The following is a 25558-nucleotide window of genomic DNA, read 5'->3' on the forward strand; positions in this document are numbered from 1 at the left end:
AGGGGTCAAACTGGCTCTGCGGTCCGGTGTTCGCCACGCAGAAGCGTAACGTCGGCCCTGGGCGGTGCACCGAACAGGCGGCTGTACTCGCGGCTGAAATGCGAAGGGCTTTCGTAACCCACCCGATAGCTGGCGGTGGCAGCCTCAAGCCCCTCGGTCAGCATCAGGCGCCGGGCCTCATGCAGACGCAGCTTCTTCTGGAACTGCAGTGGCGACATCCGGGTCACCTGCTTGAAACTATGGTACAGGGTGGATTCGCTCATATTGGCCGCTTCCGCCAGTTCACTGATTCGTAGCGGTTCGGCGTAATGATCCTTCAACGTCGAGATAACCGTGGAAATGCGGTGTGCCTGGGAATCAGCGGCCGCAAACTTACGCATCCGTGACCCCATCTCGCCAATCAGAGCGCGATAAATGATTTCCCGCCGAGCCAGGGGTGCCAGAATAGGAATATCACCGGGCGAATCCAGCAGGCTGAGCAGCCGGTAGAGCGCGCTCTGCATCCGTTCATCCATCGACGACATACACAGGCCGCATTGCACCTCCGGGCAGGATTCGGTCGGGTGCAGCGGGGGTGCCTTGTCACCCAGTTCGAGCACCAGCTCCGCCACTTCCTGAGGGTCTACCTTGAGCTTTACCGCCAGATAGGGGTGTTCCTCCGAGGCATCAACAATTCGCCCCAGTACAGGCAGGTGGACTGAACTGGCCAGATAGGACAGGGGCTGGTAGGTGATCTCGCGGTCACCCAATTGGATGGTCTTGGTGCCCTGAATCACGAAACACAATGAAGGTTCATAGACACTGGAACCGCAGCTGGACGGTTCGTTGCAGCGTATCAATTCCAAGCCATCAATGGCTGAACCCTGAATGCCCTGGTGTGTCGTCCATTGACTGGCGACACGGGCGAGCTGTTGCTGCAGATTGAGCGTGAGATTTCCGGAAATCTCAGGAACGTTGGCAGTCATCGGTGGGTCTCCCTTTGGCGGCAGTATAATCCTTCATAACCTGAACTGTACGGGTTCTCAGGCATTTTCTGCAGGATCAGGCAATGACCACGCAGAAATTGGCAACCCGGCCTCTCCGGCATAAACCATGCCGGCAGAATCGGGCAAGCTTCCCGCAGTAACCCGATACCGCTTTATGCCTTCCACTGGATATTGTTGTGCTCCCGTTGGGTAAACATTACCCGATCCGATTAACCGGCGCTATGTCGCCCATAGCCAGCATCTCGATTCAAGGTTATTGACCTCAAGTTAACTTGAGGAAATAAGCTTCGTGTCGAATTCGTTTTACCCCAAGCGACTTAACAAGCGATCCAACCGATTACTTGGCAAAAACGGGAACGCCCACAAGGTGAACCCGATAGCGGAGCGAGAAACCATGGAAAGTCTGACTGCAAAACCGTTCAGAGGGTCTGGCCGTTTACTGGGCCTGGCTGTAGCGATCACTGTTTTATTGACCGGCTGCGAGGCGCAAAGCGATGAAGCTGCAAGCATGCCGCCTCCGCCGGAGGTGGATGTGGCGGAAGTGGTCGTGGAACCGGTCACTCTCTGGGAATCATTCACAGGCCGTGTGGCATCGCCGGAAACGGTGGACTTGCGGCCTCGCGTCAGTGGCTACATCGACAAGGTGGCCTTTGAGGAAGGCGAACTGGTGCAGGCCGGCGAGCTGTTGTTCCAGATAGATCCACGTCCGTACGAAGCCCAAAAGCAGGCGGCGAGTGCCGAACTGGCGCTGGCCAACAGCCAGCTTGATCTGGCCAGAAGTGAAGCCGGCCGGGCCAAGACGCTGCTGGAAAGCCGGGCAATATCCCGTGAGGAATACGATCAGCGCAATACCGCGTTGATGAGCGCCCGGGCCCGTGTACAGGCTGCCCAGGCCGCGCTGGATACCGCCGAGCTGAACCTGCAGTACACTCGTGTAACTGCACCCGTCAGTGGCCGGACTGGCAGGGCCCTGGTGACCCAGGGCAACCTGGCGAACGCCGACCAGAGCCTGCTCACCACGGTAGTTTCGGTAGACCCGGTGCACGTGTATTTCGAGGCCGATGAGCAATCGGCGTTCAGTAGCCAGCAGCTGCTTGCCAATGGTCAGCCCAGGGATGTGCGCATTTCACTGGGTGGCGAGGATGGCCGTCAGTACCAGGGCAAGCTGGATTTCGTCGACAATCACCTGAATCCGGGGACCGGCACCCTGCAGTACCGTGCCGTGCTCAACAACCCGGACGGCCTGATTAAACCCGGCCAGTTTGCCCGTGTGGAAATGCCCGTGGCCGAGCTGGACCAGGCACTGCTGGTCAACCGCAAGGCGGTGCTGACCGATCAGGACCGTCGTTTCGTCTACGTGGTGGATGAACAGGATCGGGTTGCGCCCCGGCAGGTCACTACTGGCCGTCAGGTGGATGATCTCCAGGTGATCCGTGAAGGTCTCAACCATGGCGATCTTGTGATCATCAATGGTGTGCAGAAGGTGTTTGGCGCTGGTATGCAAGTCAAGCCGCAGCTGGTTGCCATGAAAGAATCCGACCAGGGAGAAGGCACCGTTGCCGTCGCCCAGGAGCTGGCGCAATGAATATCTCCCGATTCTTTGTCGACCGGCCGATATTTGCGGCGGTGCTGTCCATCATCATCTTTGCCATCGGGTTGATTTCGATTCCGAACCTGCCGGTCAGCGAGTACCCGGAAGTGGTGCCTCCGTCGGTGGTCGTGCGCACCGTCTACCCTGGCGCCAACCCCAAGGAAATTGCCGAAACCGTGGCCACACCGCTGGAAGAAGCCATCAGTGGTGTCGAAGACATGATGTACTTCAAGTCTGTGGCGGGCTCGGACGGCGTTCTTCAGATGACCGTCACCTTCCGGCCAGGCACCGACGCTGAGGAGGCCACCGTGCGGGTGCAAAACCGTGTCAGCCAGGCCCAGGCCCGGCTGCCGGAGGAGGTTCGGCGCCAGGGTGTGACCACCCAGAAGCAGTCGCCCACGTTCCTGATGGTGGTGCACCTGACATCACCGAACGGCACCTACGATACGCTCTACCTGCGTAATTACGCGCGGTTGCATGTGCGCGACCGACTGGCCCGGATTCAGGGCGTTGGCGACGCGCAGATATTCGGTGGCGGTGATTACGCCATGCGCGCCTGGCTGGACCCGGACCGTATTGCGGCCCGTGGCCTGACGGCGAGCGATGTCGTCCGCGCCATGCGTGAGCAGAACGTACAGGTGTCTGCCGGCCAGATTGGCGCGGAACCGGTGCCGGACAGCGACTTCCTGACACTGATCAACGCCCGTGGCCGACTTGAAACCGTGGAAGAGTTTGGTGACATCGTGCTCAAGCGCGGTGACAACGGCGAGATTCTGCGCCTGGAAGACGTGGCCCGGTTGGAAATGGGGGCCGGTGACTACACCCTGCGCTCGCAACTGGATGGCAAGGATGCGGTGGCCCTGGGTGTTTTCCAGGCGCCGGGCGCCAACGCCCTGGAGATCCGCGACGAAGTGATCGCCACTATGGATGAACTGTCTGCCCGCTTCCCGCAAGGGGTGGAGTATGAGGCGGTTTACGATACTACGATCTTCGTCAGCGATTCCATCAAGGCGGTCATTGCCACCCTTCTGGAGGCGGTGTTGCTGGTGGTACTGGTGGTCACGCTGTTCCTGCAGACGTGGCGGGCGTCGATTATCCCGTTGCTGGCGGTACCAGTGTCGGTCATTGGCACCTTCGGCGCGCTGTACCTGTTGGGCTACTCCATCAATACCCTGACGCTGTTCGGCCTGGTGCTCGCGATCGGTATCGTGGTGGACGACGCCATCGTGGTGGTGGAGAACGTCGAGCGTAACATCGAGGAAGGCCTGAAACCGCTGGCGGCGGCTCATCAGGCCATGAAGGAGGTCTCTGGCCCTATCATTGCGATCGGTCTGGTGCTGTGCGCCGTGTTCATTCCCATGGCGTTCCTCTCCGGGGTTACCGGCCAGTTCTACCGGCAGTTTGCGGTGACCATTGCCATTTCCACGGTAATTTCCACCATCAATTCGCTGACCCTGTCGCCGGCGCTGGCGGCGATGCTGCTGAAACCTCACAGCGCCCCCAAGGATCGGCTGCAGCGTGTGATCGACGCGTTGTTTGGTTGGCTGTTCCGGCCCTTTAACCGCTTCTTCAACGCCAGCGCCGAGAAGTATCAGGGTGGCGTGTCCAGCTCCCTGCGCCGGCGCGGTGCGGTGTTTGTGGTATACGCGCTGTTGCTGACGGGTACCGGGCTGATGTTCAAGGCGGTGCCGCCGGGCTTCATCCCCATCCAGGACAAGCTCTATCTGATGGCGGGCGTGAAACTGCCGGAAGGGGCCTCCCTGGAGCGTACCGATCAATTGCTACAGAAAGTCACCGACATCGCCATGGAAACCGAAGGTGTGGCCAACGCCGTGGCATTTCCCGGCCTGAACGCACTGCAGTTCACCAACACCTCCAACACCGGTGTGGTGTTCTTTCCCCTGAAACCGTTTGACGAGCGCAGCCTCAGTGCCGGGGAGATCAACGCCCAGATCAACCAGAGAATCAGTGGGCTGAAAGAAGGCTTTGCCTTCTCCTTCATGCCACCGCCGATCCTGGGCTTGGGTAATGGCTCCGGCTATCAGTTGTTCATCGAGGACCGTGGGAATCTCGGTTACGGGGCCCTGCAGAACGCGGTGAACCAGTTCCAGGGGGCCATCAGCCAGACACCGGGCATGGGGTATCCCATCACCAGTTACCAGGCCAATGTGCCGCAACTGGATGCGGAAGTGGACCGGCTCAAGGCCAAGGCCCAGGGCGTGCCCCTGACTGAAGTGTTCGACACCCTGCAGACCTACCTGGGGTCCACCTATGTCAACGACTTCAACCGGTTTGGCCGTACCTGGCAGGTCATCGCCCAGGCAGACGCCCCCTACCGCGACAGCGTGGAGGACATTGCCCGCCTGCGCACCCGTAACGACCAGGGCGAGATGGTGCCGATCGGCTCGATGGTGAACATTCGCCAGAGCTTCGGACCGGACCCGGTATTGCGTTATAACGGCTACCCCGCAGCGGATATCGCCGGGGAGGCGGACCCAAGGGTGCTGTCATCGGCCCAGGCCATGGATACGCTGACAGCGCTGGCGGACCAGGTGCTGCCAGCCGGAATGGCGTTTGAATGGACCGACCTGAGCTATCAGCAGGCCACCCAGGGTAATGCCGCGCTGGTGGTGTTCCCGCTTGCCATCCTGCTGGTGTTCCTGGTTTTGGCAGCGCTTTATGAGAGCTGGACCCTGCCGTTGGCGGTGATCCTCATCGTGCCCATGTGCATGCTCTCGGCATTGATCGGCGTGTGGTTTAGCGACGGGGACAACAATATCTTTGTCCAGGTGGGTCTGGTGGTGTTGATTGGCCTGGCCTGCAAGAACGCCATCCTGATCGTGGAATTTGCCCGCGAACTGGAGCTTCAGGGGCGGAGCATTGTGGAGGCGGCGCTGGAAGCCTGCCGGTTGCGGCTGCGGCCCATCATCATGACCTCCATCACCTTTACCGCTGCGGTTGTGCCCCTGGTGCTGGCCACCGGCGCGGGCGCCGAGGTGCGTGAGGCTCTGGGCACGGCCGTATTTGCCGGCATGATCGGGGTCACCCTGTTTGGCCTGTTCCTGACTCCGGTGTTCTACGTGGCGCTGCGCAAGCTTTCTGGAAGCCACCCGCTGAAGAGCCATCATACATCCACACTGTCTTCCGATGACGGCGATAGCGAAGACGCATTGCCAGGAGGTAGCCATGCTTAAAGTCATCACCATGACGGGGGCTCTGGCCCTGTTAACAGGATGCGCCGTGGGCCCAGATTACCAGGCCCCGACGACGCCGGAACCGAATGCGTTTTCGGAAGGGCGAACCATGGTTGCCGGTGGAACCGATCAGCAGCGTTTCTGGCAGGGATTTGATGATCCTTTGCTGGCACGCCTGATTGATGATGCCCTGGCCGCCAACCTCAGTCTGGAAGGCGCCGTCGCTCGCTATGAGCGCGCGGCCGCCCTGCTGTATGGCGCCGAGCGGGATCAATGGCCCAGCGTCACGGCCAGCGCCTCTGGCGCCGAACAGTATCTTGCGGATATTGAGCAATCTCCCCCCGGTGCCGGGCCAGAACGGGTGCAGCGTTACCAGGCTGGCGTTGCCGCCAGTTGGGAGCTGGATCTGTTCGGGCGCCTTCGCCGTGCGACGGAGGCCCAAAGGGCGGAACTGGAGGCAGCCGGTGCCGATCTCGGTGCCGTTCAGGTAGCCATCGCGGGCCAGTTGGCCAGCAGCTATTTTGAGCTGCGAGGCCTTCAGCAGCAGTATCAGGTTGCCCTGCAGAGTGTGGCTTTGCAGCAGCAGTCACTGGACATCGTGGAAGCCCGGGTAAAGGCCGGGCGTGGTACCGAGTTTGATCAGGTCCGTGCCCGTGCCCAACTGGAACGGACCCGGGCCGAATTGCCCACCCTGCAGGCGGGGATACGAGGGGCCATGCACCGCATTTCCGTGCTGACGGGCCAGCCGCCGATGGCGCTTGTCGATACGCTGTCACCTCGTGGAGCGCTGCCGGAAACCCTGCCGACGATTCCCGTGGATAGCCCGGGGGAAGTTCTGCGCCGCCGCCCGGATATCGCCGCTGCTGAGCGACGCCTGGCGGCCTCCACCGCCCGCATTGGGGTGGCCACCGCTGACTTGTTCCCTCGCTTTACCCTGAGCGGGCTAATCGGTTCCGTTGCCGGCGACACCAGCGATCTGTTCACCGGTCCGGCGGAAACCCGACGCGTTGCCCTGGGCATTGACTGGACTTTCCTGGACCACGACCGGGTCAAATCCCGTATCGAGGCGGCAGGAGCCGATAGCCGTGCGGCATTGGCCAGCTACCAGCAAACGGTGCTGGAGGCCCTGGAAGAGGCAGAAACGCGGCTGGTGCGTTATCAGCGAGCGCAACAGCGGGAAGAGCGGCTGGAACAGGCGATGAATAATGCCGAGCACGCCGTGGAACTGGCCCGGGCTCGCTATGAAGAAGGGTTTATCGGCTATTTCGAGGTGCTGACGGCGGAACAGGAGTTCACCGCCACCCGGGATGCGGCCGTGCGTAGCCGCACAGCGGTCACCCTGGCGATGGTGGATGTCTACCGCTCGCTGGTAGGTGCGCCGGGGTAAGTCTCCCGGCGATCCTGATTACTTCATCTCGAAGCCCTTGCCGCGCAGGAAATCCCGCATGTGGGGGCGCAACTTGGATGTAAACAGTGGTTTCAGCTGTTGCGACCAGTTGGTGTCCTTGGTGCCCCCGGTGCGGGCCTGGTAATAGGTGTTCATGGTGGTGTCGAATTCCGCCACCAGTTCCGGATCGCGTTCGCTTTGGTAATAATCCTCTTTGAGGATGGACGCCAGTGGCAGTCTCGGTTTCACCTCGGGTGCCTGGTCCGGATACCCCAGGCACATACCGAACACCGGATATACATGCTCCGGCAGACGTAGTAGCTCGCTCACCTCCGCTGGGTTGTTACGTATGCCCCCGATATAACACAGGCCCAGCCCCGCCGATTCTGCTGCGGTGGCAACGTTCTGGGCCACCAGGGCAGTATCGATGCTGGCCACCAGCAACTGCTCGGTCATCCCGCGGACTACCTCGGCACCTGCGCGTTCCGCGGCATCCGTGGCCCGTTTCATGTCTGCGCAGAACACCAGAAAATCTGAACTTTCCGCCACATAGCGTTGGCCGCCACTCAACTCCGCAAGGGCCTCTCGGTTGTTCGGATCGACCACATGGATAATGGAGTAAGCCTGCACATGACTGGACGTAGCGGCGCTCTGGCCAGCCCGGATCAGTTCCTCGAACAGCTCGCGGGGAATCCTGCGGTTCTGGAACTTGCGGATTGAACGGTGTGATTTAAGAAGCTCAATGGTGGGATTCATAGCGCCCTTCAGCATGACAACGGAAAGCGCTTATCCTGCCATTGGCAGGCGATGATGGCAAAAAGGGCCCCGCAATCATCATTACGGGGCCCTTTTAGAGGTCGAGCGTTTTTTTAGCCAGCGACTAGCGGCGACGGCGAAAGCCCAGGCCGAGCAGACCTAGCCCCATCAGCGCCAGCGTGCCCGGTTCAGGGACCTGTGCGGTTACTCTTACGTCGTCGAGGAAGTTGCCGACGGTGCCATCCGGGCTCACGGAAGTGAACTTGATGGTGGTTTCCAGAGCGCTGGCAATGAAGCTTCCTGAGAAGATGCTCCAACCACTCGTTACATGATCATTCAGCAGCGAATCGGCACTGTTTCCATTGGAAATCAGGGACAACATGAAGCTTTCAGAGTTGTTCTGGCGAGCGCGGTAAGCAAAGCTCAGGTCATAACGCTGGCCAATGGTGGTATCAATGGTCTGGTAGATGCCAAATGGGCCATCCATGTCCGGGTGGGCATTCAGCTCGGCAAACTGGCTGCCGTCATAAGCGTTCACGCTGTTGAAGCCACTCTCCCAGATTTCAATGTTGCTGCCGGTCCAGCCAGCGACCTGGTCAGATGTAAAAAACTGCCAGGTGCCCGTAGTCACGTTGGGGTTTTCGAAGCTGCCATTCTCGATCAGGTTAGCGGTTGCCGGAGCGGCGAATGCGAGGCCTGCGGCAAGGATGCCCAGTGTGGCGATACGGTTGATAATGCTCATGTGGCCTTTCCTTAATGGTCATCAGTGTTGATCTGCACTGATAAAGGCAACATGTGGGCCACTGTCAAAAATTCTCCTTGAATTCAGATGCCACGATGATTTTTGAGCGCAACCTTGAAGGCAGTGTGTAAAGAATTCTGACAGGCCGGCAGCTGTTGCTGGCGATCAGAAGTGCTTCACAATAGCGCCCCCGAGGTCTCTGATAGCGCCATTACGTTCATCAAAAGACGCACCGGTTTGCGTTATATAGATCGCGATCACCAGAGGCGGGCGATGGGGTGGCCATAGCACGGCAGTGATTGAACGGGAGCCGTGGCCGCCGGCTCCAGAGCGGTCTCCGATTGTCCAGTCCGGTGGTATCGCTGCCCGGAGCAAGTTGTCACTGACACGGTTGCCTTTGAGCCAGGTAACCAGAGTATCCCGGGAACCTTTGGATAGCGCCTCACCAAGTACCAATTTGCGGAGGTTCGCGACCATCGCCTTGGGACTTGTGGTATCTCGCAGGTCGCCCGGCGTGGCCTCATTGAGTGAGGTTTCCGTCCGGTCCAGCCGCGTAACGGTATCGCCCAGATCGCGTGCATACGCGGTAACGCCGTCGGGGCCATCAATGGCCCCCAGTACCAGATTGGCGGCGGTGTTGTCGCTGGTGGCCATGGTCGCTTCACACAGCTCCCGCAAACTCATACCTGCCTCTTCCCCTACACGTGTCTCAGTGACCGGTGAATAGGTCACCAGATCGTCCTTGCTGAAGATCACTCGCCGATCCAGATCAACAGTGCCGTTATCCACCTTTGCCAGCAACGCCGCACAGGCCAGGGTTTTGAAGGTGCTTGTGATGGGGAAACGGTCATCGCCGTGATAGTCCCAGGATTCTCCAGTCCCGGAATCATAGAGGGCGATGCCCACGCGTGCGTCCAGGCGCTGTTCCACGGTTTTCACCGCCTCAAGCAACGGGTTGGCGTGGACCAGAGAAAGCGTGGAGGTCATCAACCAAAGGGCGAGCATTAACAGGGCGGAACGCATCTAATCTCCCACTGAGTAAGACAGAATTCGCGACAGGTGGCTGTAGGGCAGGCCAGTTTCCTTATGCCAGTCGTTGAAGGCCTGCTGTGCCTGCATCAAGGCCTTTTTGCTGCCGGGGCTGGCATCCAGCCGTTCCTCCCGATGCAACCCGGCGGCCACATCCGACGACAGGATAAACCCATCCCAGCCTACCCGACGCAGGAAATATTGGGCGGTGTTGCCGCCGAGGCGGGCACCGTGGCGTTTGAACCACATCAGCAAGCCGACCTGATCGTGCGAAGGCCACTGGCTCAGGAAGGCTCCAAAGCCACCGTGCTCACGGGCGCCATCCACAATCATCCGGGCGTTGTCCGGCACCGTGCGAATTTTCTGCATGTTGCGCACAATGCGTTCATCCTGTGCCAGATCCTCCAGCACTTCTGGCGGAACCTGCTGCCAGTACAGCGGCACGAACCCCTTGAAGGCATCTTCAAATCCCGGCCACTTGTTCTCGATCACTCGCCACACGAAACCGGCCTTGAAGACGCAGCGTGTGACCTCGGACAGGTAGCGGTCGTCACCCATGGCTTCAAGCTCACCGGGCGCCGCAACCCGGGGCAATATGGCGCGTAGCTCGACTTCGCCGCCTTTGCGGGCGGCTGCCTGATTGTAAATTCTGGAGAAGGACATCGTAATTTCCGGAATCCGGTTGTCGGGTTGAAGGCGTGTGGTCCACTATAAGGTAAATGGGTTCAATGAAGGAGCCAAGCCATGCCACTTATCGGATGGGTTTTTGTCATAGTCGCGCTGGCCCTGGTGGTCGGCAGCCTCTTCGTGCTGCGGGACAGCGCCAACAGTATGAAGATCTCTGACGAAAAGATGAAAAAGATCCAGGAACGCAAGGCCGAGGTAGAAGCTGAGGAAAGTGCGGAGGACCGGGAGCAGTGGTAATTTGCTGTCCCCGTTAGACATTTCACGAAAATTCACATTGTCGATGAAACGGTAGCGCAAGAGCCCCGTATCTCTGATGAATTTCTCATTTCACGGCAGTTTGGCCATTGGCGAAACCGGTCGTGAACAGTGTTCATCCAGAAAAACGGGTTTCAGAATGACGGGATATTACGATTACACCCTGGTGGCCGCCTCCTTTGTGGTTGCGGTACTGGCATCGTACAGCGCGCTCTACTTCGGCGCACAGCTTGCTACGCTCGAACAGGCAAAAGCCAGGCTATGGCTGGCGCTCGGGGCTCTGACGATGGGAACCGGGGTCTGGGTCATGCATTTCGTAGGCATGCAGGCCTATGTGATGCCGATGGAAATGAGCTACGACCTCACCATTACCCTGATTTCCTGGGTTGCCGCTGTGGGTGCTTCGGGACTGGCCCTGCATATCATCGGCAAGGACCGCGCGGGCCCGCTGCAGATCGTTATCGGCAGCCTGTTCATGGGCGGCGGTATTACGTCCATGCATTACGTCGGCATGGCGGCCATGGAGATGGAGCCGGGGATGCGCTACGACCCGGTTCTGTTCAGTGCTTCCGTTGTCATTGCGGTCGGGGCCTCGGGTGTGGCCATGTTCATTTGCCGCCGCTTGCAGTCAGTACAAGGCCTCAAAGGAACCGCCCTCCAGCTCGGCGCCGCCCTGGCCATGGGCGTGGCTATCTGTGGAATGCACTACACGGGCATGGCTGCCATGATCTATCCTGAAAACGCCATGCCCGCTGCAGACAATCTGCTATCGGGTGATTGGCTGGGTGCCCCGCTGGCCCTGTTCAGTGGCGTATTGATCCTGGTCGCTCTTTTTGCCTCCGCCAATGACGTCAAGCAGCGCCGGAACGCTGAAATCCAGGCGCTGGAGGAATCCCGGCGTGTCGAGCGCAAAGCACTGTACGATTCGACCACAGGACTGCCCAACCGGGCCAGCCTGGCGAATCATCTGGTCAAGGAACTGGCAAGGAGTGAAACCGACAAACACGAGTTCGCTGTGCTCTACCTGGAGGTTGCCAACCATCGGGAGATTCCCGACAACCAAGCTGAAGACGCAATAGCCGCCCTGGCCAGAACCGTGAGGACAGCCTTCGATGAAGGAACCTACCTGGCACGCCATTCAACCAGTGCGTTCGTGTTGCTCGTGACAAACCCCGCAGACGACAAACACAAAGACCTGTATCAGCGCCTTCGGAATCTTCCGACGGAAACAGAAAGTGGCGTTACACTTGAACTTCGAGCCGGGCAGAGCGTGTTCCCCAACTCCGGGCGTAATAGCCGGATGCTGATGAAAAAAGCGATGGAAACCTCAGAGCTTCGAAAGCTGGGGCTCGCCAGCATGAACGAAGAGGTAAAATCGGCGGATTACTTCGAGGCGCGTTCAGCATTGCCGGAAACATGATGCTGGCGGGTCAACGACGCCAGTTCATTTTGCAGCGGATCCAGCAACCGGGCCCTGACGGTAGGATGCACTCGCGATTCCGGGTAGCAAATGACCAATCGAATGTGGGATATGTGTTCGTCCTTCGGGAAAACAATATTCTCAACGTACTGGCCTGATTGGCTGGCTTTCATCAGGTTGCGCTCAGGCTTTTGATCGGACCCAAGCCGGTCGCCCTCTGAGAAAAAATTAAGGCACCTGAAGACGTTGGCCGGCGCCTTGCGGGGGTTGAATCCCCATTGGGCCGGCAACGTTCGGCCCAGGCCGCCTGCCGCAATGGTCACAACCAGGTCGACTGTGATGTCACGCCGGGCGAGTTCACGTGCCACCTTGATCGCCTCGAAACCGCCCTGACTATAGCCGACGATGGCTATTCTGCGGTTGGCGCCAGCTGCTTCGCTTAAATCGTCCGCGATGGCTTTCGTGGGATGCATATGGCTGTACATCGTTGTGTCGTGGTAACCGGACTCCTTCATCATGCGAAGCAGGTGTTTCCGCATAAGGTCATGGCCCATAAGGCCGTGAATCGCCGCCACCTTTGGTCCATTGAAACCAGGTTCAACTGCCGGGTAGTCCGGTGCCTGGGGAAAAGGAATTCGTATCATCGACTGCTTTTCTCTCTATTGGGCTATTGGGAGGAGCTTTGATCCACCAGCCGAATCGCAACACCGGCATGCTTCGCCCCGGCTTTAGTTTGGTGATGGGATTCGAAAAGACTCACCCATTGGCCTGCTTCCAGTACCAGCGTCCCCTGGCCCGCGAGGTTGCCATCACGGGTTGTGTATTCACTGGCATAGGTGAGCTGGAATGAACCAGAGGGCTTTTCCACCGGGCTGATCTCATATCCCATGGAGAGTGCCCGCGAAGCAACAAAGTTACTGTGTTCGGTTGTGACTGCTCCCACCCTTAGAACCCTTGACTCATCCAGAAACTCTGGCAGCACATCGCCTGGGGCGCCGTTAGGGGTGGTGGCACGACACTCACAGTAGCGGATTTCGAGAAGCAAAGGCTTGCTGCCGAGGTAGTCTGAAGCCGTGGGCTGGCCGGCTAACGTCAGGTCAGGGAGGGTGGAAAGTGCTAGCAAGCTGATATTGCGCAATGTCTTCCTTGGCATTTGGGGCTCCTAAAGATTGTTTACACCACTGGCTCTGACCAAACGGCATACTCATTGCCATTGGGGTCCGAGAAATGAAAACGGCGACCGCCCGGAAATGAAAAAATGTCCTGCACGATGGCACCGCCCGAGGACGTCACTTTTTCAAGGGTGGCTTCCAGGTCGGCACTGTAGAGGACTATCAGGGCACTTCCGTTGCTGGTGGTGGCGACCTTATCCGATTTGAAGAAGCCACCGTCCAGCCCGGCATTCTCAATAGCAACGTATTCCGGCCCGTAGTCTACAAACGACCAGCCAAACGCGCTGGCAAAGAACCGTTTCGTGACGTCAAGATCCCGTGAAGGGAGTTCAACATAGTTGATCTTTCCGGTTTCTCTCATGTCCCTAATCTCCCTCGACGACGGCTTCCCGTTCCCTCTCGTACTCATCGTACGATTTGTTGGAGCGCGCCATACACTCTTCGTACTGAGCCGGCGGAACCGTATTACATTCCTGTCGGTTGTTGTGCTGGATGTTGTCGTAAACGGCCTTGTTGCTGCATCCAGCTACCGAAAAAATGAAACACGCCATCAGAACTCTGTGCATGATTTTTACCGTCCCTAGAAGGTAGCTTTGGCGCAGCTACCATTTTCAGTTGGCGGAAGGCAGGTTGCCTCCCAGCATGTTCTCAACCACCGCCGCATTGTAGAAGGCTTCAACGGTCTGGATCTTATCGTTGCGCACGCGGAACCAGACGGCCAGCCGCACATCCCCAATCGGTTCAAAGTGGGTCTGGTAATCCAGAATCGCGAATACGTGCTCCCCGTCGGCACTGAGCTGCCGGAGGACGAGGTCTTTCTGGATGGCGGCCATACCGAACTGGTAGGACAACATGTCATCCGGACTGAGGAAATGCATGTTGGGCCCAACATATTCAAACCCGTCGGCAACCAGCCACGCTTTTGCCTCATCAAAGCGATGAGCACGGGTATCGGCGATGAACTGCTCCACGACGTCTTTTGGCTGCATGTACAGACTCCATTCCAAGACAGGACGATTTAAGTGCCTGGATCTGCGTAGATTGCATTGTTCTGCCACCCAGATCAAAGCATAGCGATTATTGTTATCGTCGTGGAGTCTTAAACCTTATTTAATCCCTGGCATCCCGATGTATCCAGGCAGCGATTTTATACGGTCGATCCAGGCCTGGATGGCTGGGTATCGCTCGAGTGTTACGCCACCTTCCCAGCCCGTTGCGACGTAAGGAAACACGGCACAGTCGGCAATGGTGGGCCGGCCCAGTGCCAGCCATGGATGTTCGCTGAGATGTTTCTCGATCAACGGAAGAACTTTAGCACTGACTTCCAGTGCGCGCGCCTTGTCCAGCGGGTACCCGAACTTGTCGATCAAACGGGCGGCGTTCGGGCCAGCGTGAATCTCGTTGGCGGCGGTCGACAGCCACTGCATGACCTCGCCCTGCTGTGCTGCGCCGTCTGGCCACCATTGGTTGCCGCCGTATTGGCGAGCCAGATACACCAGAATCGCCTGAGAGTCGCGCAGAACAACGCCATCATCGGCCAATACCGGCACCTGGCCCCAGGGATTGAGTGCGATAAACGGTGATTGTTTGTGATCGCCACCCGGGAGATCCACCGGTTCCAGTTCCAGATCAATGCCTGCTAATGCAGCAAACAGACGAACTTTGTAGCAGTTCCCGGACAATTCCAGATCGTATAGTTTCATGGCATGTGCTTCCTGAGCGTTAATGGTTGTTGCTGGTGGGTGTGCTGGCAGGCCCTGATTCAGGCAATAACTGGTTGAACTCCAGTACGTTCCTGTCGGGATCACGGATAAACAGCGTGATCCGGCGTGGGCCGAGACGATGAATGCCTTCGGTAATGGCAATGCCTGCCCGATCAAGCCAGTCTTTCAGTGCGTAAAGATCATCGACCACGAAGGCGGGATGGGTTACACCGGGTAGCTTGACCGGCTCATCCAGCAACACGTTCCGGCCGTGAGGCAAACGCGTAGCGTTGAAGATCAGGTTGATGCGCACGCCGTCTGGCGTTTCCATTTCATTGGCTTCGTACTTGTCGAAGCGGCGTACCTCCTGAAACCCGAGTTGTTCATAGAAGGCCACGGCCTGTTGGCGGTCGCTGACCCGGATACCGACGTGATCGTACTGACGAATCGGCTGAGGTTGTTTCATGACGGACTCCGAATGAATGACGTTGTGCCACCAGTAAACGCCTCAACGCGGATTCAATAAATGCCGTCCACCTGTTAGGATTATTCAGGTTTTTGCACAAATCCCTGCCACACGCTGTGACGGTGCCCGCCGATGGACAAACTCAAAGCCATGAGTACCTTTGTCGCCATTGTGGATCAGGGCAGCCTCTCCGCAGCCGCTGACAAACTGGACCGATCCCCGGCCGCTGTCGTGCGAACCCTCGCCAGTCTGGAGCAGCACCTTGGTGTTCGCTTGCTCAATCGCAGCACCCGCCGTATCGCGCTTACTGATGAGGGGCGCGAATACCTCGATCACTGCCGCCGTATTCTGGCGGACATCCAGACCGCAGAGTTCCAACTGGACAGCCGGCGCGCCGACCCCGCTGGCAAGCTGACGATCACTGCGCCTGTAACGTTTGGCCGTCTGCACATCGCACCATTACTGAACCAATGGCTGAAACAGAACCCCGCCATGAGCGCGGAACTGATCCTGCTCGACCGCATCGTCGATGTGATCGAGGAAGGTTTTGATCTGGCCCTGCGCATTGGTCACCTGGCTGACAGCTCACTGGTGGCGAGACAGGTCGGCAGTACGCCCTATGTACTCTGTGCGAGCCCTGAGCTCATCGAACAGCGCGGCCTGCCCAGTCATCCCGAGCAGCTATCAGACTGGCCGACCGTGGGGTTCACGCCTGCCGGCGAGGTGTGGCAGTTTCAGGTAGAGGGAGAGCTGTGGGAGCAGCGCATTCATCCCGTAGTCAGCGCCAACCAGATTGACACCGAACTCGCCGCCGCCCGGGATGGCCTGGGCATATGCCGGGTGTTGGGCTACCAGGCGCAGGAGGATTTTAAGCGCGGCACTTTGGTACCCGTGTTGGCGGAATACAATGCCCCGGCGTTGCCGGTGCAGTTCGTGTTTCCGCACAGCCGTTTGCTGTCACCGCGAGTGCGGCAATTTCTGGATGCGGTGGTGGGACCGTTGCAGGAACGGTTGAGTGGGACGTACTGATTCATAGCGCCGTTGTTATGCAGTATGTAGCGGCTTGATTCGATCCACTTCTTCCTTGACCGACTGAGCGGCCGTCCAAAGATCAACAGATCGCTGCGCATTCAGCCAGAATTCCGGCGAATTACCAAACAAACGGGCAAGCCTGAGCGCCATTTCAGGACTGACAGCACGACGTTCGCGCAGTAATTCATTAACTGACTGGCGAGAAACACCCAGAGATTCAGCCAACCCGGCAACGGAAAGGCCATAGTCCGGAAGGAAATCCTCCCTCAGCATCTCGCCAGGGTGGGTCGGCTTGCGCTGCATGCCGGCAGTATTAAGAATAGCCATAGTCATCACCTCACTCAGTGGTAGTCACACACTTCGACTTCATACGCATCGCCATCTTCAAAACGAAAACAGATACGCCACTGATCATTGATTGAAATTGCGTGCTGCCCCTGCCTGTTTCCCGACAGCGGGTGAAGGCGATTGCCAGGCGGCACTTTCAAATCCTCCAGCTACACGGCCAGATCCACGTATTCAAGTTTTCTAGCGGCTCTCGGTGCAACATCCGCAGGAAATTTCTTTGACTTGCCCTTGGAGTAAAGTTCTTGGGTTCGTTTGTCAGAGAAGGAGTGTATTGTGCCACGTGACGCTTGTCAGCGTGACATGGCAATGCTGCATAACGCTCCGCTAATGTGCGCCGCCTGTGGCGTCACCATAGAGCGGTTTATTAGCAGATTCTGCCTGCAAACGCTCCACCAGCCACACCTTGATGATCGATTGGCGGGTAACGCCAATGCGTGCAGCCTCACGATCCAACGACTCGACAACCCAAGCCGGGAAATCGACGTTGATTCGCTTTTGTTCCTGATTAACGCGGCGAGCAGAGGACAGGTCCAGGTCATCGATGATATCTTTCTGACCTTCTTCAAATTTTTTATCGAAGTCTTTAGCTTTCATAGAGCTCAACCTCCTTCTTGCGGGAACGTCTGACTGAAATCAGACGAATACGAGCATCCCTGTACGTGACGACAGCCGACCAGTACTTTTCACCAATCTTTCCTATCAGCAAACCCCTCTGTTCATCCTCTGATTTTGCGCGGATCTCCAGCAGGTACGGATCTTTCCACAGCCCTTGGGCGGCCACGAAATCGATACCGTGCTTGCCCAGGTTGGCCTGGCATGGTTAGATTTGCCCGGTTTTCAGCACCTCACGGCTCTTTTTCTCAATTGGGTAACGGCAGAGCGACATTCTCAGTCTTGATACCGTGGGCATTTTGCTCAGAACCAGCTTTTCTAAATAGTGAATAGCGTAGTCAGCATGACCTGCAGCACGATCAAGTTCAGTCGCTATTGATTCAAAATCATCCGAATCTCGTTGCGAAGGCTTTTTAACAGCCCCCGGTGAGCGGGAGCTGTCCTCGGTAAACGTACCCTTCAAATCAAGAACTCGATCTTCAACTATTGAAAAGCTTATTCTGAAAAGATGTAGGTGGGCCGCAAGTGACACATCTACATCCAGCAACCGAACCATCTCAGCTTCAAAATAAGGTGATATTTTCGGCCTACGCAGCGATAGCTTTTCAGCAAGCCATCTCGGGTATTTCTCGTCAGATACATTGCTATCGGCAGCAAGAGTGTGCAAATTTTGAGCCGCTGTAACAATGGCTAGAAGATCAGAAAACACTAACATAGCCGCCGTCCGCCGCTCCCTGCGGGTTTGCGCTAGAGCAACTATTAGAGCCGCGATTAATGCAATGAGGCCTCCAAAAATCGCCCCCAACATTGTTTGCCAATGATCTAGCCATTCAATAATAGCGGCCATGAACAAAGTGCCTCGTAAAATCTAACGCGGAGCGCACCGGCGCACTTAAGTGAGTCAGAGTGACGCGAATTGTTATAAATGTTCTCGGACAAACTGCTCAACACTGAGATGCCGTCCCTTGCTTTGGTAGTACCCATCTAAGGCATAGGCCATCTTTTCTAGCGGAGCGTTATCATACCCAAAATCTTGAATCTCTCGAATGTAGCGTTCTATGAATCCTTGGGGAGCGAGCTCTCGCCATTGCACCACATGAACCAACTCATGGAAGTGAAGCCGAAGCTCGTTTGCGGCCTCTACCTTTATGTAATAGGTATCGTTGTAGGTGATACCTCCGACGTTCATGTCGATGAAGTCGCCTAGACCTGCTTCTCGGAGTTCTGGAAAATCAGGCTTCGGAATTTCGTCGGTAACAACGAAAAACGCTGTTTTGAGAAAATCAGGCGAGTAAAAACCACTGAAGTATTCTTCAAGGACGGAGCAAGACCGACGCACTTTTTTATGCGAGGAGTTCACCTGATGTATCCATTCCTCGATCCCTTCGATCATTACTCCTCCTATTTATAACGCCCGGCTCATCACGCGCCGGTTTGGAGCCGCGAAGCGGCGGAAAATCGGTCGCTGTGCAGCCGATTGTTATATTTATTCGGCTTTGAGCACGGAGCCTTCAAATATCTTGTGATACTTCGATGGCGAATAATCTGGGTTGAGGTAGAACTTGGGATACCTTTCCCCCTCGATACTTGCGTATCCATTTAGCTTGTCTTTGAGCTGCCCCATTTTTGAAGGAATAGCAAGCTCCTCTAGGGTCCGTTTTATAAAAACTCGATACCTCTTACCAACGAAGAACTGCTTATAAAAGGCGCTGGGTAACGAGCACTTCAGACTAGCAGGATCACCATTGACCCCAATACCTAAAAGGGTAGTAGGAGGGGAAAGCGTGATGTACCGTTTCTCTAACCCCTTTTCGATTAAGATGTTCTCCCCGATTTTTTCAATATCGGCTTTTAGTTTCTGAGCAGGCCTAATATCACCTGACGCGATGCCATTATTCACTTCTGACAGCATTGATCTGAGCGATTTAACGTCACTCTCATCTCTCATCTGCTTGAGCACATTCATAAAGTCCGAACCATCCTTGGATTCTTGGATCAATAACGGCAAGAGGCTATGAATGGTTAGTGTTGATGATTCGGGCGATAGCCCCAGATCTTCAATGATGGCAGGTAATTTGCCAGAGAATCTGGTGACACCCTTCGTAAATACTCGCGAGAATTCAGAAGCGTCTGTAGCGCCGCACTTTATTCGACCCATAAAGTCGGCTGCGAAGAAATCTCTCAAGGGGTGTGGCATGTAGCTGTGACCATTCTCAGCAGCCATTACTTGGTGCCACACATATTGGTTACCAAGCCACCCAAGAACGGTAAGCATCCTCTTAACGTGTGGGGCAAGGCGTTTCCATTGAACGGGAGCCCCATCAGTACCTCGGATATTGAGCCTTGGGCCCGTTAAGGAATCCACATTTTCAGCTAAGACAGCCTCTATAAGGGGGTTAGCCTTATCGATTCCTAGCGCACGAAAAACCAAGAAAAACTCTGAACTAGAGTGTTCCCAGAGGAAGTGGCTAAATGCCTGAACCTGCTGAAAATAATGACTAAATAGACCGCTATCTTTTTGGGCTTGAAATGCTTCAGTCCAGGTTTCCGACAAGCCCGAAGCTGTTTCAATGTATTCACGGTCTTTTTGACTTGGAATCTGTGCAAAACTAACCGATGGATGCTCTAGCAGATCTTTTCTCTGCTTGGAAAATTCTTCTTTGTAATTGTCAGGAACGACCAGTTGATCATGGAGCAAAAAGGCCTCTACGAAACGACCAAGCGCAACATGCTCCATATCCAACAGGTTTGGCTCAGAGATTGGGACGAATCCCAACGCACGTTGAACGCTCGATATTGTAGAGTTATCAATTAAGGTCGCCATATGCTGTTAACTCCCCAAATATAACGCAGAACTTTGCGGCAATTATGGAACCGCGAAGCGGCGGGAAAAATTGCCCGACAACAGTGACTTGTCAGCTGAAACCGATCCTAGTTTGAAGGCCACAAGGCTAGGATTCTTCCTTTGTTCATCACGACAAAACTATCAGGATCACTCTTGTATACCGCGCGTCGTTTCGTTTCCCACGAATAATAACCTTTCACTTCCCATTGCCGCGGAGCTCCGAGTGCATCTTCCAGTTTATTCTGTAAAAACTCATTACCAAATTTGTGATTAAACCCAAGTCGATACATTATGTGGGATATGGCTTGATCGTCTTTAGAATTATCAAAATAGTATATTGTACTTTTGAAGATTGAGTGTTCCAGATTTACCGTCCAGTAACCTTTATCTGTCTTTTCAATTGTTTCGGGCGAGAATGTATTTTCAAGCTCCTTTCGACTACTGCCCGGCCGAATATCTTGTAAACCCTGTGGGAAAGGATTGTTCTTGCCAAACAACGACTCTGTTTGGAGTTCGTAAAGTTGATCGCGTATTGAGCGCAACTGTTTATTTAAAGACTCAACCTGAGACGTTTTTGATGAGACTTCGCCACGGAGCTCTATCGCTTCTCTAGTAACGTTTCCCAACTCCTTCTCAAGATCTGCCGTTCGGACCGGTAAAATCACTTCATTGAAGAGTAAAAGCATAAAGCCAACTGTACTGGCGACAGCCACTGCCGCAACAGCAATTGGGTGATTTCCCGGACCGGATTCTGGTATTTGTAAGTTTATCTGAGGAGCTCTGGGGTCCAGCAATTTTCCTTTTCTCAATTCAACCTCTCCGAGTGAACATGCACACAGCTAACAACAGTTCGATAGCGCTCAAATTGATCACACAGATTTGACCGCTTCATGATTCCATCCAATCACGGTGTGTTCGTGCGTCAACGATCAAGGTAAACAACAGCTTAGCCTACACCTCACCGTGCTGCCATGTAGTATCGAGGCAGTCACCGTTCTCCCAATCATATCGGCCTCACGCTCATGGTTCAGCGGCAGGTTGGCTGTCCGAGCACAAAAAAAGCGCCGTGCTCATAGAGCAGGGCGCTTTCTTCAGTAAAGGCGGGCTTACGCTTTCGGCCCTGCCTCCACGATGGCGTCGGAAACATCAAACTTCTTGAAGTTTTCCACGAACTGGCCAATCAGCTCGGCGGCCTTGGCGTCGTAGTCTTCCTTGCTGGCCCAGGTGTTGCGCGGGTTCAGCAGCTTGTTGTCCACGCCCGGTACGTCAACCGGCACGTTCACGTTCAGGGTGGGCAAGTGCTCGGTTTCGGCATCGTCCAGGTCACCGTTCTGGATGGCGGCGATGATGCCACGGGTGGTGGGGATGCTGAAACGCTCGCCCACACCGTAGGGGCCGCCGGTCCAGCCAGTGTTTACCAGGAAGACCTTGCTGCCAAACTCATCCATGCGCTTCATTAGCAACTCGGCGTAGACGCCGGCCGGGCGCGGGAAAAACGGCGCGCCGAAGCAGGTGGAGAAGGTGGCTTTCAGCTTGGAAGAAGAGCCCATTTCGGTGGAGCCCACCAGCGCAGTGTAGCCACTCAGGAAGTGGTAGGCCGCGGCTTCCTTGCTGAGGATGGACACGGGCGGCAGCACGCCGGTCATGTCGCAGGTCAGGAAGACGATGTGTGACGGCTCGCCGGCGCGGTTCTCAATAACGCGCTTCTCAACGTGCTCCAGCGGGTAGGCGCAGCGGGAGTTTTCGGTGAGGGAGACGTCAGTGTAGTCCGGTTCGCGGGTTTCCGGGTCGATGGTGACGTTTTCAACGATGGCACCGAAGCGGATGGCGTCCCAGATAATGGGTTCGTTCTTCTGGCTCAGGTCGATGCACTTGGCGTAGCAGCCGCCTTCAATGTTGAATACGGTGCCGGGGCCCCAGCCATGCTCGTCGTCGCCGATCAGGAATCGATCGGGGTCGGCGGAGAGGGTGGTCTTGCCGGTGCCGGAGAGGCCAAAGAACAGGCAGGTTTCGCCGTCTTCGCCAACGTTGGCGGAGCAGTGCATAGGCAGCACATCTTTTTCCGGCAGCAGGAAGTTCTGTACGGAGAACATCGCCTTTTTCATTTCGCCGGCGTAGTGCATGCCTGCCAGCAGTACCTTGCGCTTGGCAAAGTTGATGATCACGCAGCCGTTGCTGTTGGTGCCGTCGCGCTCGGGCACGCACTCGAAATTGGCGGCGTTGAGGATCTGCCACTCCTGCTTGTCGGCCGGGTTGAAGCCGTCCGGGCGGATGAACAGGTTCTGGCCGAACAGGTTCTGCCAGGCGGTTTCGGTGGTCATGCGTACCGGCAGGTAGTGTTCCGGGTCGGAGCCAACGTGTACCTGGCTTACAAAGCTGTCTTTCTCGGCGATGTAGGCTTCAACGCGATCCCAGAGGGCATCAAACTTGTCCGCATCGAACGGGCGGTTGATGGGGCCCCAATGGATATCGTCAGAGGTACTGGGCTCTTCGACGATGTAGCGGTCTTTCGGGGACCGGCCTGTACGTTCACCGGTCTTGACCACCAGGGAACCATTTGCGGCCAGTTGGCCTTCGCGTCTTTCCAGTGCCAGCTCAACCAGTTGTGCTGCACTCAGATCATTATAAGTGTTACTCACTTCGACCTCGCCCTCGGGATGTGATCGTGATTACTCAGGCCGTCCCCCCTAAAAATTGACGGAAATCTGAGCAATCGGGTCAATTCAGGCGCGCTATTATGCCAGAGACGCCGGTAAAAAACGACTTCCCCGGAAACCGCTCTACGACTGGCTTCCGGGCCATTCAGCCGGGTATTCAGTGTAACGTATGGCCGGTGAAAAGGTGATCAATATCATTTCTATCGAAGCGATAGTGTTGATGACAGAACTGGCAGTCCATTTCGATGGAACCCTGCTCGTCGAGGATACTGTAGCACTCCTCCTTGCCGATGGATTCCAGGGCGCCCAGCGTTCGTTCCCGCGAGCAGCTGCAGCGGAAGGCGACGGGCTCGGCATCGAACAGGCGCACAGTTTCTTCGTTGAACAGGCGGTGGAGCACGGTTTCGCTGTCCAGGGTCAGTAGTTCCTCGGCTTCCACGGTGCTGGCCAGGTGGTTAAGGCGATCCCATAGGTCGGAATCCTGTTCGGTGTCGCCGGGCAGCTTCTGCAGCATCAGGCCGGCGCTGCAGTTTTCATCGGCAAACAGGAAGAAGCTGGTGGGGATCTGCTCGGAGCGTTCGAAGTATTCTTCCAGGCAGCCGGCCAGACTTTCCTCTTCCCGGGGCACCACGCCCTGGTAACGCTGGCCTTTCTCCGGGGAGATGGTGATGGCCATGCGGCCCTCGCCAAGCAGCGCATTCAGGGAGTCCTCGGTCACGGCGTGTTCGTCGTAACGGGCCAGGCCACGGATGAAACGATCATGGCTGCACTCCGCCATCAGCGTGCGCAGCGGGCCGTCGCCCTGGGCTTGCAGGGATAGGGTGCCTTCAAACTTGAGCGTGCTGCTCATCAGCACGCTGGCCACCAGGGATTCCCCCAGCATGCGCCGCACGGAGGCGGGATAGGGGGCCTGGTTGCCAATTTCACTGTAGCTGTCGTTCAGCTTCACCCAGGCTCCCCGGACCTGGCTGTCTTCAAAGATAAATCGCTGGAACTGGTCCCGGGATGCCATTGGTATTTCTCCTGAGCCTTAAAGTCGGAAACGGTAATCATTGGGGCGGGAAACAGGAATGCTAGAGCCCGTTCTGTTCCCGGAAGCGTTGTATATCCCGTCGGTCTTTCTTGGAAGGCCGTCTGGCCGGGGGGAGCTGCGCCGCCTGCATGGTTTTGCGCTGCCACGAGAGTTCTTCCCGGCGTTTCACGCTGTCGTCGGTTTCGTGATAGAGCTTCTGGGCTTCGGGGGCGCCCCGGCGACGGTCACTGATGTCGTCCACCACCACAATGCATTCCTGCCAGCCCAGCCGCAGGGTAACTTTGGCGCCGGGCTCCACCAGTTTTCCGGGTTTGGTTCGCTGGCTGTTGTAGTGAACCTTGCCCCCTTCGATGGCCTGCTTGGCGAGGTTGCGGGTTTTGTAGAAACGTGCTGCCCACAGCCATTTGTCGAGTCTTACGCGGGTGTCGTCAGTGGTGGTTGCCGTCATGTCTCCTCACCTGATGAGCGTATACGCATAGTATAGCTGGCTCACTGGCCGGATGGCAGGGGTCGGCGCTGACGCAGTGCCGGCAGGATTTCATCAAAATGGTGAATCGAGGGAATGTCCGGGTGTCGGTCGCGGGCGGGCTGCCTGCTGTCTGGTGTCAGAATAGCAAGGCACTGGGCGATGCCAGCGGTGCGGGCGCTTTCCAGTACCGGGAAACTGTCGTCCACCATTAATGTGGCGGCAGCCTGATAGGCTTCAAGGCCGGCGAGGTCCTGCCAGAAGGCGGGGTCTTCCTTGGGTTTGCCCAGCTGGTGGCTAGAGATGATGTTGTCCACCCGGCTGTCCAGGCCGGTGCGCTGAAGTTTCAGGCTGAGCGGGTCCGGATGGCAGTTGGTGACAATCACGGAGCGCAGCCCGGTATCACGGACGGCATCGAGAAAATCCGTCACATGGGGGCGGTAGCCAATGCGTTCGCCCACTTCGGCCTTGAGCCCGGTGATGTCCATGTCCAGCCGGTCGCTCCAGTAGTCGGTGCAGTACCAGTTCAGGGAACCACGTTCGGCCATGATCATCGGGATGATGGTGTCACGGGCTTCTTCCGGGCTGAGGTTGTTGTACTCGGCGTAACGCCTGGGCAGGTGCTCAAGCCAGAAATGGTTGTCGAAATGCAGGTCGAGCAGTGTTCCGTCCATATCCAGGAACACCGTCTCAAGGGAGTGCCAGTTCACCATAAACAAAAACAGCCTGAAGTTGGTTAAACGTCAGGCTGCCGAAGAATGCGCAAATTGGCAAGGCGGGTTTTTACGGATCAGTTACCGCTTTGTTCAATGGGCTGTTGTTTCCTGCCGGTGCGAGTACAACCGAGGCAGCGAACAAAGGTGGCTTTGGCCGGGCCAACAACCAGAACCTCGCCGGCTTCCGCTGCGTTACCGCCCAGTGCGGAGAACGGCAGGGACACCAGGTAAACTACGCTTCCCACGATGGTGGTGGCAAACAGGGCCGGGCGAACAAACAGCGCATCGCCTGTCATTGCCAGTGCTGAGGGCTCTTCGTCAATGGCTTGGGCGTGGCCGACGGAGGAAAAAGCCAGCAGGCATACCGCTACGGCTGTAATAACGATGTGGGAAATCTTACCGGTCATTTCTTGTTTCTCCTGAGCTTACCTTAGCTTGTCGGCATTTTGATTTGGCCGATG

The 25558-nt window shown here is 56.7% G+C and carries 31 protein-coding genes; 6 read left to right on the forward strand and 25 right to left on the reverse strand.

Annotated features, from left to right (window positions below; translation table 11 throughout):
* Positions 1-5: 5 nt before the first annotated feature.
* Positions 6-965 carry an AraC family transcriptional regulator gene (locus B3M52_RS09135; RefSeq protein ID WP_036211352.1) on the reverse strand — a complete coding sequence of 320 codons (960 nt, stop codon included), beginning with the start codon at positions 963-965 and terminating at the stop codon, positions 6-8.
* A 415-nt stretch (positions 966-1380) separates the two neighbouring features.
* Here B3M52_RS09135 and B3M52_RS09140 point away from each other — a divergent pair, with 415 nt between their 5' ends.
* Genes B3M52_RS09140 through B3M52_RS09150 form a run of 3 tightly spaced genes read left to right on the forward strand, consistent with a single transcriptional unit; the run spans position 1381 to position 7158 of the window.
* Positions 1381-2571 (forward strand): efflux RND transporter periplasmic adaptor subunit, encoded by a 1191-nt coding sequence (locus B3M52_RS09140; RefSeq protein ID WP_075194704.1) that lies wholly within the window; start codon positions 1381-1383, stop codon positions 2569-2571.
* On the forward strand, positions 2568-5771 hold the full coding sequence (locus B3M52_RS09145; RefSeq protein WP_075194705.1) for an efflux RND transporter permease subunit: 3204 nt from the start codon (positions 2568-2570) through the stop codon (positions 5769-5771). The genes B3M52_RS09140 and B3M52_RS09145 overlap by 4 nt, the downstream gene beginning before the upstream one ends.
* Positions 5764-7158, forward strand: a complete 1395-nt coding sequence (locus B3M52_RS09150; protein ID WP_075194706.1) for an efflux transporter outer membrane subunit — start codon at positions 5764-5766, stop codon at positions 7156-7158. The genes B3M52_RS09145 and B3M52_RS09150 overlap by 8 nt, the downstream gene beginning before the upstream one ends.
* A gap of 18 nt (positions 7159-7176) precedes the next feature.
* Here the strand turns inward: B3M52_RS09150 and nfsA are convergent, their stop codons facing one another.
* The 4 genes from nfsA to B3M52_RS09170 all read right to left on the reverse strand — a co-directional run bounded on the left by nfsA (position 7177) and on the right by B3M52_RS09170 (position 10348).
* Positions 7177-7914: an oxygen-insensitive NADPH nitroreductase gene (gene nfsA, locus B3M52_RS09155; RefSeq protein WP_041336492.1), complete on the reverse strand. Its 738-nt coding sequence runs from the start codon at positions 7912-7914 to the stop codon at positions 7177-7179.
* Between the two features lie 124 nt (positions 7915-8038).
* Positions 8039-8656, reverse strand: a complete 618-nt coding sequence (locus B3M52_RS09160; protein WP_083637149.1) for a PEP-CTERM sorting domain-containing protein — start codon at positions 8654-8656, stop codon at positions 8039-8041.
* Positions 8657-8821: 165 nt separating this feature from the next.
* Positions 8822-9679, reverse strand: a complete 858-nt coding sequence (gene bla, locus B3M52_RS09165) for a class A beta-lactamase (protein ID WP_075194707.1) — start codon at positions 9677-9679, stop codon at positions 8822-8824.
* Complete coding sequence (locus B3M52_RS09170; protein ID WP_041333014.1) at positions 9680-10348, reverse strand: DNA-3-methyladenine glycosylase I; 669 nt, start codon at positions 10346-10348, stop codon at positions 9680-9682.
* Between the two features lie 81 nt (positions 10349-10429).
* On the opposite strand from B3M52_RS09170, the gene B3M52_RS09175 reads away from it, so the two are divergent.
* The gene (locus tag B3M52_RS09175) at positions 10430-10609 is read left to right on the forward strand and encodes a DUF2897 family protein (protein ID WP_036211340.1); all 180 of its coding nucleotides are present in this window, start codon (positions 10430-10432) and stop codon (positions 10607-10609) included.
* A 157-nt stretch (positions 10610-10766) separates the two neighbouring features.
* Complete coding sequence (locus B3M52_RS09180; protein ID WP_158498352.1) at positions 10767-12047, forward strand: MHYT domain-containing protein; 1281 nt, start codon at positions 10767-10769, stop codon at positions 12045-12047.
* Here B3M52_RS09180 and B3M52_RS09185 read toward each other — a convergent pair.
* The 7 genes from B3M52_RS09185 to B3M52_RS09215 all read right to left on the reverse strand — a co-directional run bounded on the left by B3M52_RS09185 (position 12011) and on the right by B3M52_RS09215 (position 15388).
* A complete protein-coding gene (locus B3M52_RS09185; RefSeq protein ID WP_052479407.1) occupies positions 12011-12691 on the reverse strand; it encodes a hypothetical protein in 681 nt (226 codons plus the stop codon). The genes B3M52_RS09180 and B3M52_RS09185 overlap by 37 nt on opposite strands.
* A gap of 23 nt (positions 12692-12714) precedes the next feature.
* Positions 12715-13200 (reverse strand): hypothetical protein, encoded by a 486-nt coding sequence (locus B3M52_RS09190; protein ID WP_127401941.1) that lies wholly within the window; start codon positions 13198-13200, stop codon positions 12715-12717.
* Positions 13201-13220: 20 nt separating this feature from the next.
* On the reverse strand, positions 13221-13580 hold the full coding sequence (locus B3M52_RS09195) for a VOC family protein (RefSeq protein WP_075194708.1): 360 nt from the start codon (positions 13578-13580) through the stop codon (positions 13221-13223).
* 4 nt (positions 13581-13584) lie between these two features.
* Positions 13585-13785, reverse strand: coding sequence for a hypothetical protein (locus B3M52_RS09200; RefSeq protein WP_036211335.1), 201 nt, complete (start codon positions 13783-13785; stop codon positions 13585-13587).
* Between the two features lie 45 nt (positions 13786-13830).
* Positions 13831-14208, reverse strand: coding sequence for a nuclear transport factor 2 family protein (locus B3M52_RS09205; protein WP_041333026.1), 378 nt, complete (start codon positions 14206-14208; stop codon positions 13831-13833).
* Between the two features lie 117 nt (positions 14209-14325).
* Complete coding sequence (locus tag B3M52_RS09210; RefSeq protein WP_075194709.1) at positions 14326-14922, reverse strand: glutathione S-transferase family protein; 597 nt, start codon at positions 14920-14922, stop codon at positions 14326-14328.
* Positions 14923-14941: 19 nt separating this feature from the next.
* On the reverse strand, positions 14942-15388 hold the full coding sequence (locus B3M52_RS09215; RefSeq protein WP_075194710.1) for a VOC family protein: 447 nt from the start codon (positions 15386-15388) through the stop codon (positions 14942-14944).
* 132 nt (positions 15389-15520) lie between these two features.
* Between B3M52_RS09215 and B3M52_RS09220 the strand changes: the two genes are divergently transcribed.
* On the forward strand, positions 15521-16417 hold the full coding sequence (locus B3M52_RS09220; RefSeq protein ID WP_075194711.1) for a LysR family transcriptional regulator: 897 nt from the start codon (positions 15521-15523) through the stop codon (positions 16415-16417).
* 15 nt (positions 16418-16432) lie between these two features.
* On the opposite strand, the gene B3M52_RS09225 is transcribed toward B3M52_RS09220, so the two are convergent.
* The 13 genes from B3M52_RS09225 to B3M52_RS09285 all read right to left on the reverse strand — a co-directional run bounded on the left by B3M52_RS09225 (position 16433) and on the right by B3M52_RS09285 (position 25504).
* Entirely contained in the window at positions 16433-16753 is a 321-nt protein-coding gene (locus B3M52_RS09225) for a HigA family addiction module antitoxin (RefSeq protein WP_269400205.1), read from the reverse strand.
* 8 nt (positions 16754-16761) lie between these two features.
* Complete coding sequence (locus tag B3M52_RS09230; protein WP_228712267.1) at positions 16762-16902, reverse strand: type II toxin-antitoxin system RelE/ParE family toxin; 141 nt, start codon at positions 16900-16902, stop codon at positions 16762-16764.
* Positions 16903-17092: 190 nt separating this feature from the next.
* Positions 17093-17362 (reverse strand): type II toxin-antitoxin system BrnA family antitoxin, encoded by a 270-nt coding sequence (gene brnA / locus B3M52_RS09235; RefSeq protein ID WP_075194713.1) that lies wholly within the window; start codon positions 17360-17362, stop codon positions 17093-17095.
* Complete coding sequence (locus tag B3M52_RS09240; protein ID WP_075194714.1) at positions 17352-17573, reverse strand: BrnT family toxin; 222 nt, start codon at positions 17571-17573, stop codon at positions 17352-17354. The genes brnA and B3M52_RS09240 overlap by 11 nt, the downstream gene beginning before the upstream one ends.
* Positions 17574-17588: 15 nt before the next feature.
* On the reverse strand, positions 17589-18227 hold the full coding sequence (locus B3M52_RS09245) for a hypothetical protein (protein ID WP_075194715.1): 639 nt from the start codon (positions 18225-18227) through the stop codon (positions 17589-17591).
* Positions 18228-18299: 72 nt separating this feature from the next.
* Positions 18300-18773 (reverse strand): hypothetical protein, encoded by a 474-nt coding sequence (locus tag B3M52_RS09250; RefSeq protein WP_075194716.1) that lies wholly within the window; start codon positions 18771-18773, stop codon positions 18300-18302.
* Positions 18774-18866: 93 nt separating this feature from the next.
* A complete protein-coding gene (locus B3M52_RS09255) occupies positions 18867-20204 on the reverse strand; it encodes a hypothetical protein (RefSeq protein WP_075195803.1) in 1338 nt (445 codons plus the stop codon).
* A 107-nt stretch (positions 20205-20311) separates the two neighbouring features.
* Positions 20312-21034, reverse strand: a complete 723-nt coding sequence (locus tag B3M52_RS09260) for a hypothetical protein (protein ID WP_127401940.1) — start codon at positions 21032-21034, stop codon at positions 20312-20314.
* Between the two features lie 297 nt (positions 21035-21331).
* A complete protein-coding gene (locus B3M52_RS09265) occupies positions 21332-22864 on the reverse strand; it encodes a phosphoenolpyruvate carboxykinase (RefSeq protein ID WP_286749434.1) in 1533 nt (510 codons plus the stop codon).
* 175 nt (positions 22865-23039) lie between these two features.
* Complete coding sequence (gene hslO / locus B3M52_RS09270) at positions 23040-23894, reverse strand: Hsp33 family molecular chaperone HslO (protein WP_286749437.1); 855 nt, start codon at positions 23892-23894, stop codon at positions 23040-23042.
* Positions 23895-23955: 61 nt separating this feature from the next.
* Entirely contained in the window at positions 23956-24363 is a 408-nt protein-coding gene (gene hslR / locus B3M52_RS09275) for a ribosome-associated heat shock protein Hsp15 (protein WP_036211307.1), read from the reverse strand.
* Positions 24364-24404: 41 nt separating this feature from the next.
* Positions 24405-25094 (reverse strand): GMP/IMP nucleotidase, encoded by a 690-nt coding sequence (yrfG, locus tag B3M52_RS09280; RefSeq protein WP_286749438.1) that lies wholly within the window; start codon positions 25092-25094, stop codon positions 24405-24407.
* A 77-nt stretch (positions 25095-25171) separates the two neighbouring features.
* Positions 25172-25504 carry a hypothetical protein gene (locus tag B3M52_RS09285; protein ID WP_007154263.1) on the reverse strand — a complete coding sequence of 111 codons (333 nt, stop codon included), beginning with the start codon at positions 25502-25504 and terminating at the stop codon, positions 25172-25174.
* Between the last annotated feature and the right edge of the window lie 54 nt (positions 25505-25558).

Source organism: Marinobacter sp. UBA2688, from assembly GCF_002352785.1.
GTDB classification, from domain to species: Bacteria; Pseudomonadota; Gammaproteobacteria; order Pseudomonadales; family Oleiphilaceae; genus Marinobacter; species Marinobacter salarius.

Bases quoted from the DNA above. Each gene is read 5' to 3' on its own strand.
- B3M52_RS09135 (WP_036211352.1), bottom strand. From the start codon at position 965: ATGACTGCCAACGTTCCTGAGATTTCCGGAAATCTCACGCTCAATCTG.
- B3M52_RS09140 (WP_075194704.1), top strand. From the start codon at position 1,381: ATGGAAAGTCTGACTGCAAAACCGTTCAGAGGGTCTGGCCGTTTACTG.
- B3M52_RS09145 (WP_075194705.1), top strand. From the start codon at position 2,568: ATGAATATCTCCCGATTCTTTGTCGACCGGCCGATATTTGCGGCGGTG.
- B3M52_RS09150 (WP_075194706.1), top strand. From the start codon at position 5,764: ATGCTTAAAGTCATCACCATGACGGGGGCTCTGGCCCTGTTAACAGGA.
- nfsA (WP_041336492.1), bottom strand. From the start codon at position 7,914: ATGAATCCCACCATTGAGCTTCTTAAATCACACCGTTCAATCCGCAAG.
- B3M52_RS09160 (WP_083637149.1), bottom strand. From the start codon at position 8,656: ATGAGCATTATCAACCGTATCGCCACACTGGGCATCCTTGCCGCAGGC.
- bla (WP_075194707.1), bottom strand. From the start codon at position 9,679: ATGCGTTCCGCCCTGTTAATGCTCGCCCTTTGGTTGATGACCTCCACG.
- B3M52_RS09170 (WP_041333014.1), bottom strand. From the start codon at position 10,348: ATGTCCTTCTCCAGAATTTACAATCAGGCAGCCGCCCGCAAAGGCGGC.
- B3M52_RS09175 (WP_036211340.1), top strand. From the start codon at position 10,430: ATGCCACTTATCGGATGGGTTTTTGTCATAGTCGCGCTGGCCCTGGTG.
- B3M52_RS09180 (WP_158498352.1), top strand. From the start codon at position 10,767: ATGACGGGATATTACGATTACACCCTGGTGGCCGCCTCCTTTGTGGTT.
- B3M52_RS09185 (WP_052479407.1), bottom strand. From the start codon at position 12,691: ATGATACGAATTCCTTTTCCCCAGGCACCGGACTACCCGGCAGTTGAA.
- B3M52_RS09190 (WP_127401941.1), bottom strand. From the start codon at position 13,200: ATGCCAAGGAAGACATTGCGCAATATCAGCTTGCTAGCACTTTCCACC.
- B3M52_RS09195 (WP_075194708.1), bottom strand. From the start codon at position 13,580: ATGAGAGAAACCGGAAAGATCAACTATGTTGAACTCCCTTCACGGGAT.
- B3M52_RS09200 (WP_036211335.1), bottom strand. From the start codon at position 13,785: ATGCACAGAGTTCTGATGGCGTGTTTCATTTTTTCGGTAGCTGGATGC.
- B3M52_RS09205 (WP_041333026.1), bottom strand. From the start codon at position 14,208: ATGCAGCCAAAAGACGTCGTGGAGCAGTTCATCGCCGATACCCGTGCT.
- B3M52_RS09210 (WP_075194709.1), bottom strand. From the start codon at position 14,922: ATGAAACTATACGATCTGGAATTGTCCGGGAACTGCTACAAAGTTCGT.
- B3M52_RS09215 (WP_075194710.1), bottom strand. From the start codon at position 15,388: ATGAAACAACCTCAGCCGATTCGTCAGTACGATCACGTCGGTATCCGG.
- B3M52_RS09220 (WP_075194711.1), top strand. From the start codon at position 15,521: ATGGACAAACTCAAAGCCATGAGTACCTTTGTCGCCATTGTGGATCAG.
- B3M52_RS09225 (WP_269400205.1), bottom strand. From the start codon at position 16,753: ATGACTATGGCTATTCTTAATACTGCCGGCATGCAGCGCAAGCCGACC.
- brnA (WP_075194713.1), bottom strand. From the start codon at position 17,362: ATGAAAGCTAAAGACTTCGATAAAAAATTTGAAGAAGGTCAGAAAGAT.
- B3M52_RS09245 (WP_075194715.1), bottom strand. From the start codon at position 18,227: ATGGCCGCTATTATTGAATGGCTAGATCATTGGCAAACAATGTTGGGG.
- B3M52_RS09250 (WP_075194716.1), bottom strand. From the start codon at position 18,773: ATGATCGAAGGGATCGAGGAATGGATACATCAGGTGAACTCCTCGCAT.
- B3M52_RS09255 (WP_075195803.1), bottom strand. From the start codon at position 20,204: ATGGCGACCTTAATTGATAACTCTACAATATCGAGCGTTCAACGTGCG.
- hslO (WP_286749437.1), bottom strand. From the start codon at position 23,894: ATGGCATCCCGGGACCAGTTCCAGCGATTTATCTTTGAAGACAGCCAG.
- hslR (WP_036211307.1), bottom strand. From the start codon at position 24,363: ATGACGGCAACCACCACTGACGACACCCGCGTAAGACTCGACAAATGG.
- yrfG (WP_286749438.1), bottom strand. From the start codon at position 25,094: ATGGTGAACTGGCACTCCCTTGAGACGGTGTTCCTGGATATGGACGGA.
- B3M52_RS09285 (WP_007154263.1), bottom strand. From the start codon at position 25,504: ATGACCGGTAAGATTTCCCACATCGTTATTACAGCCGTAGCGGTATGC.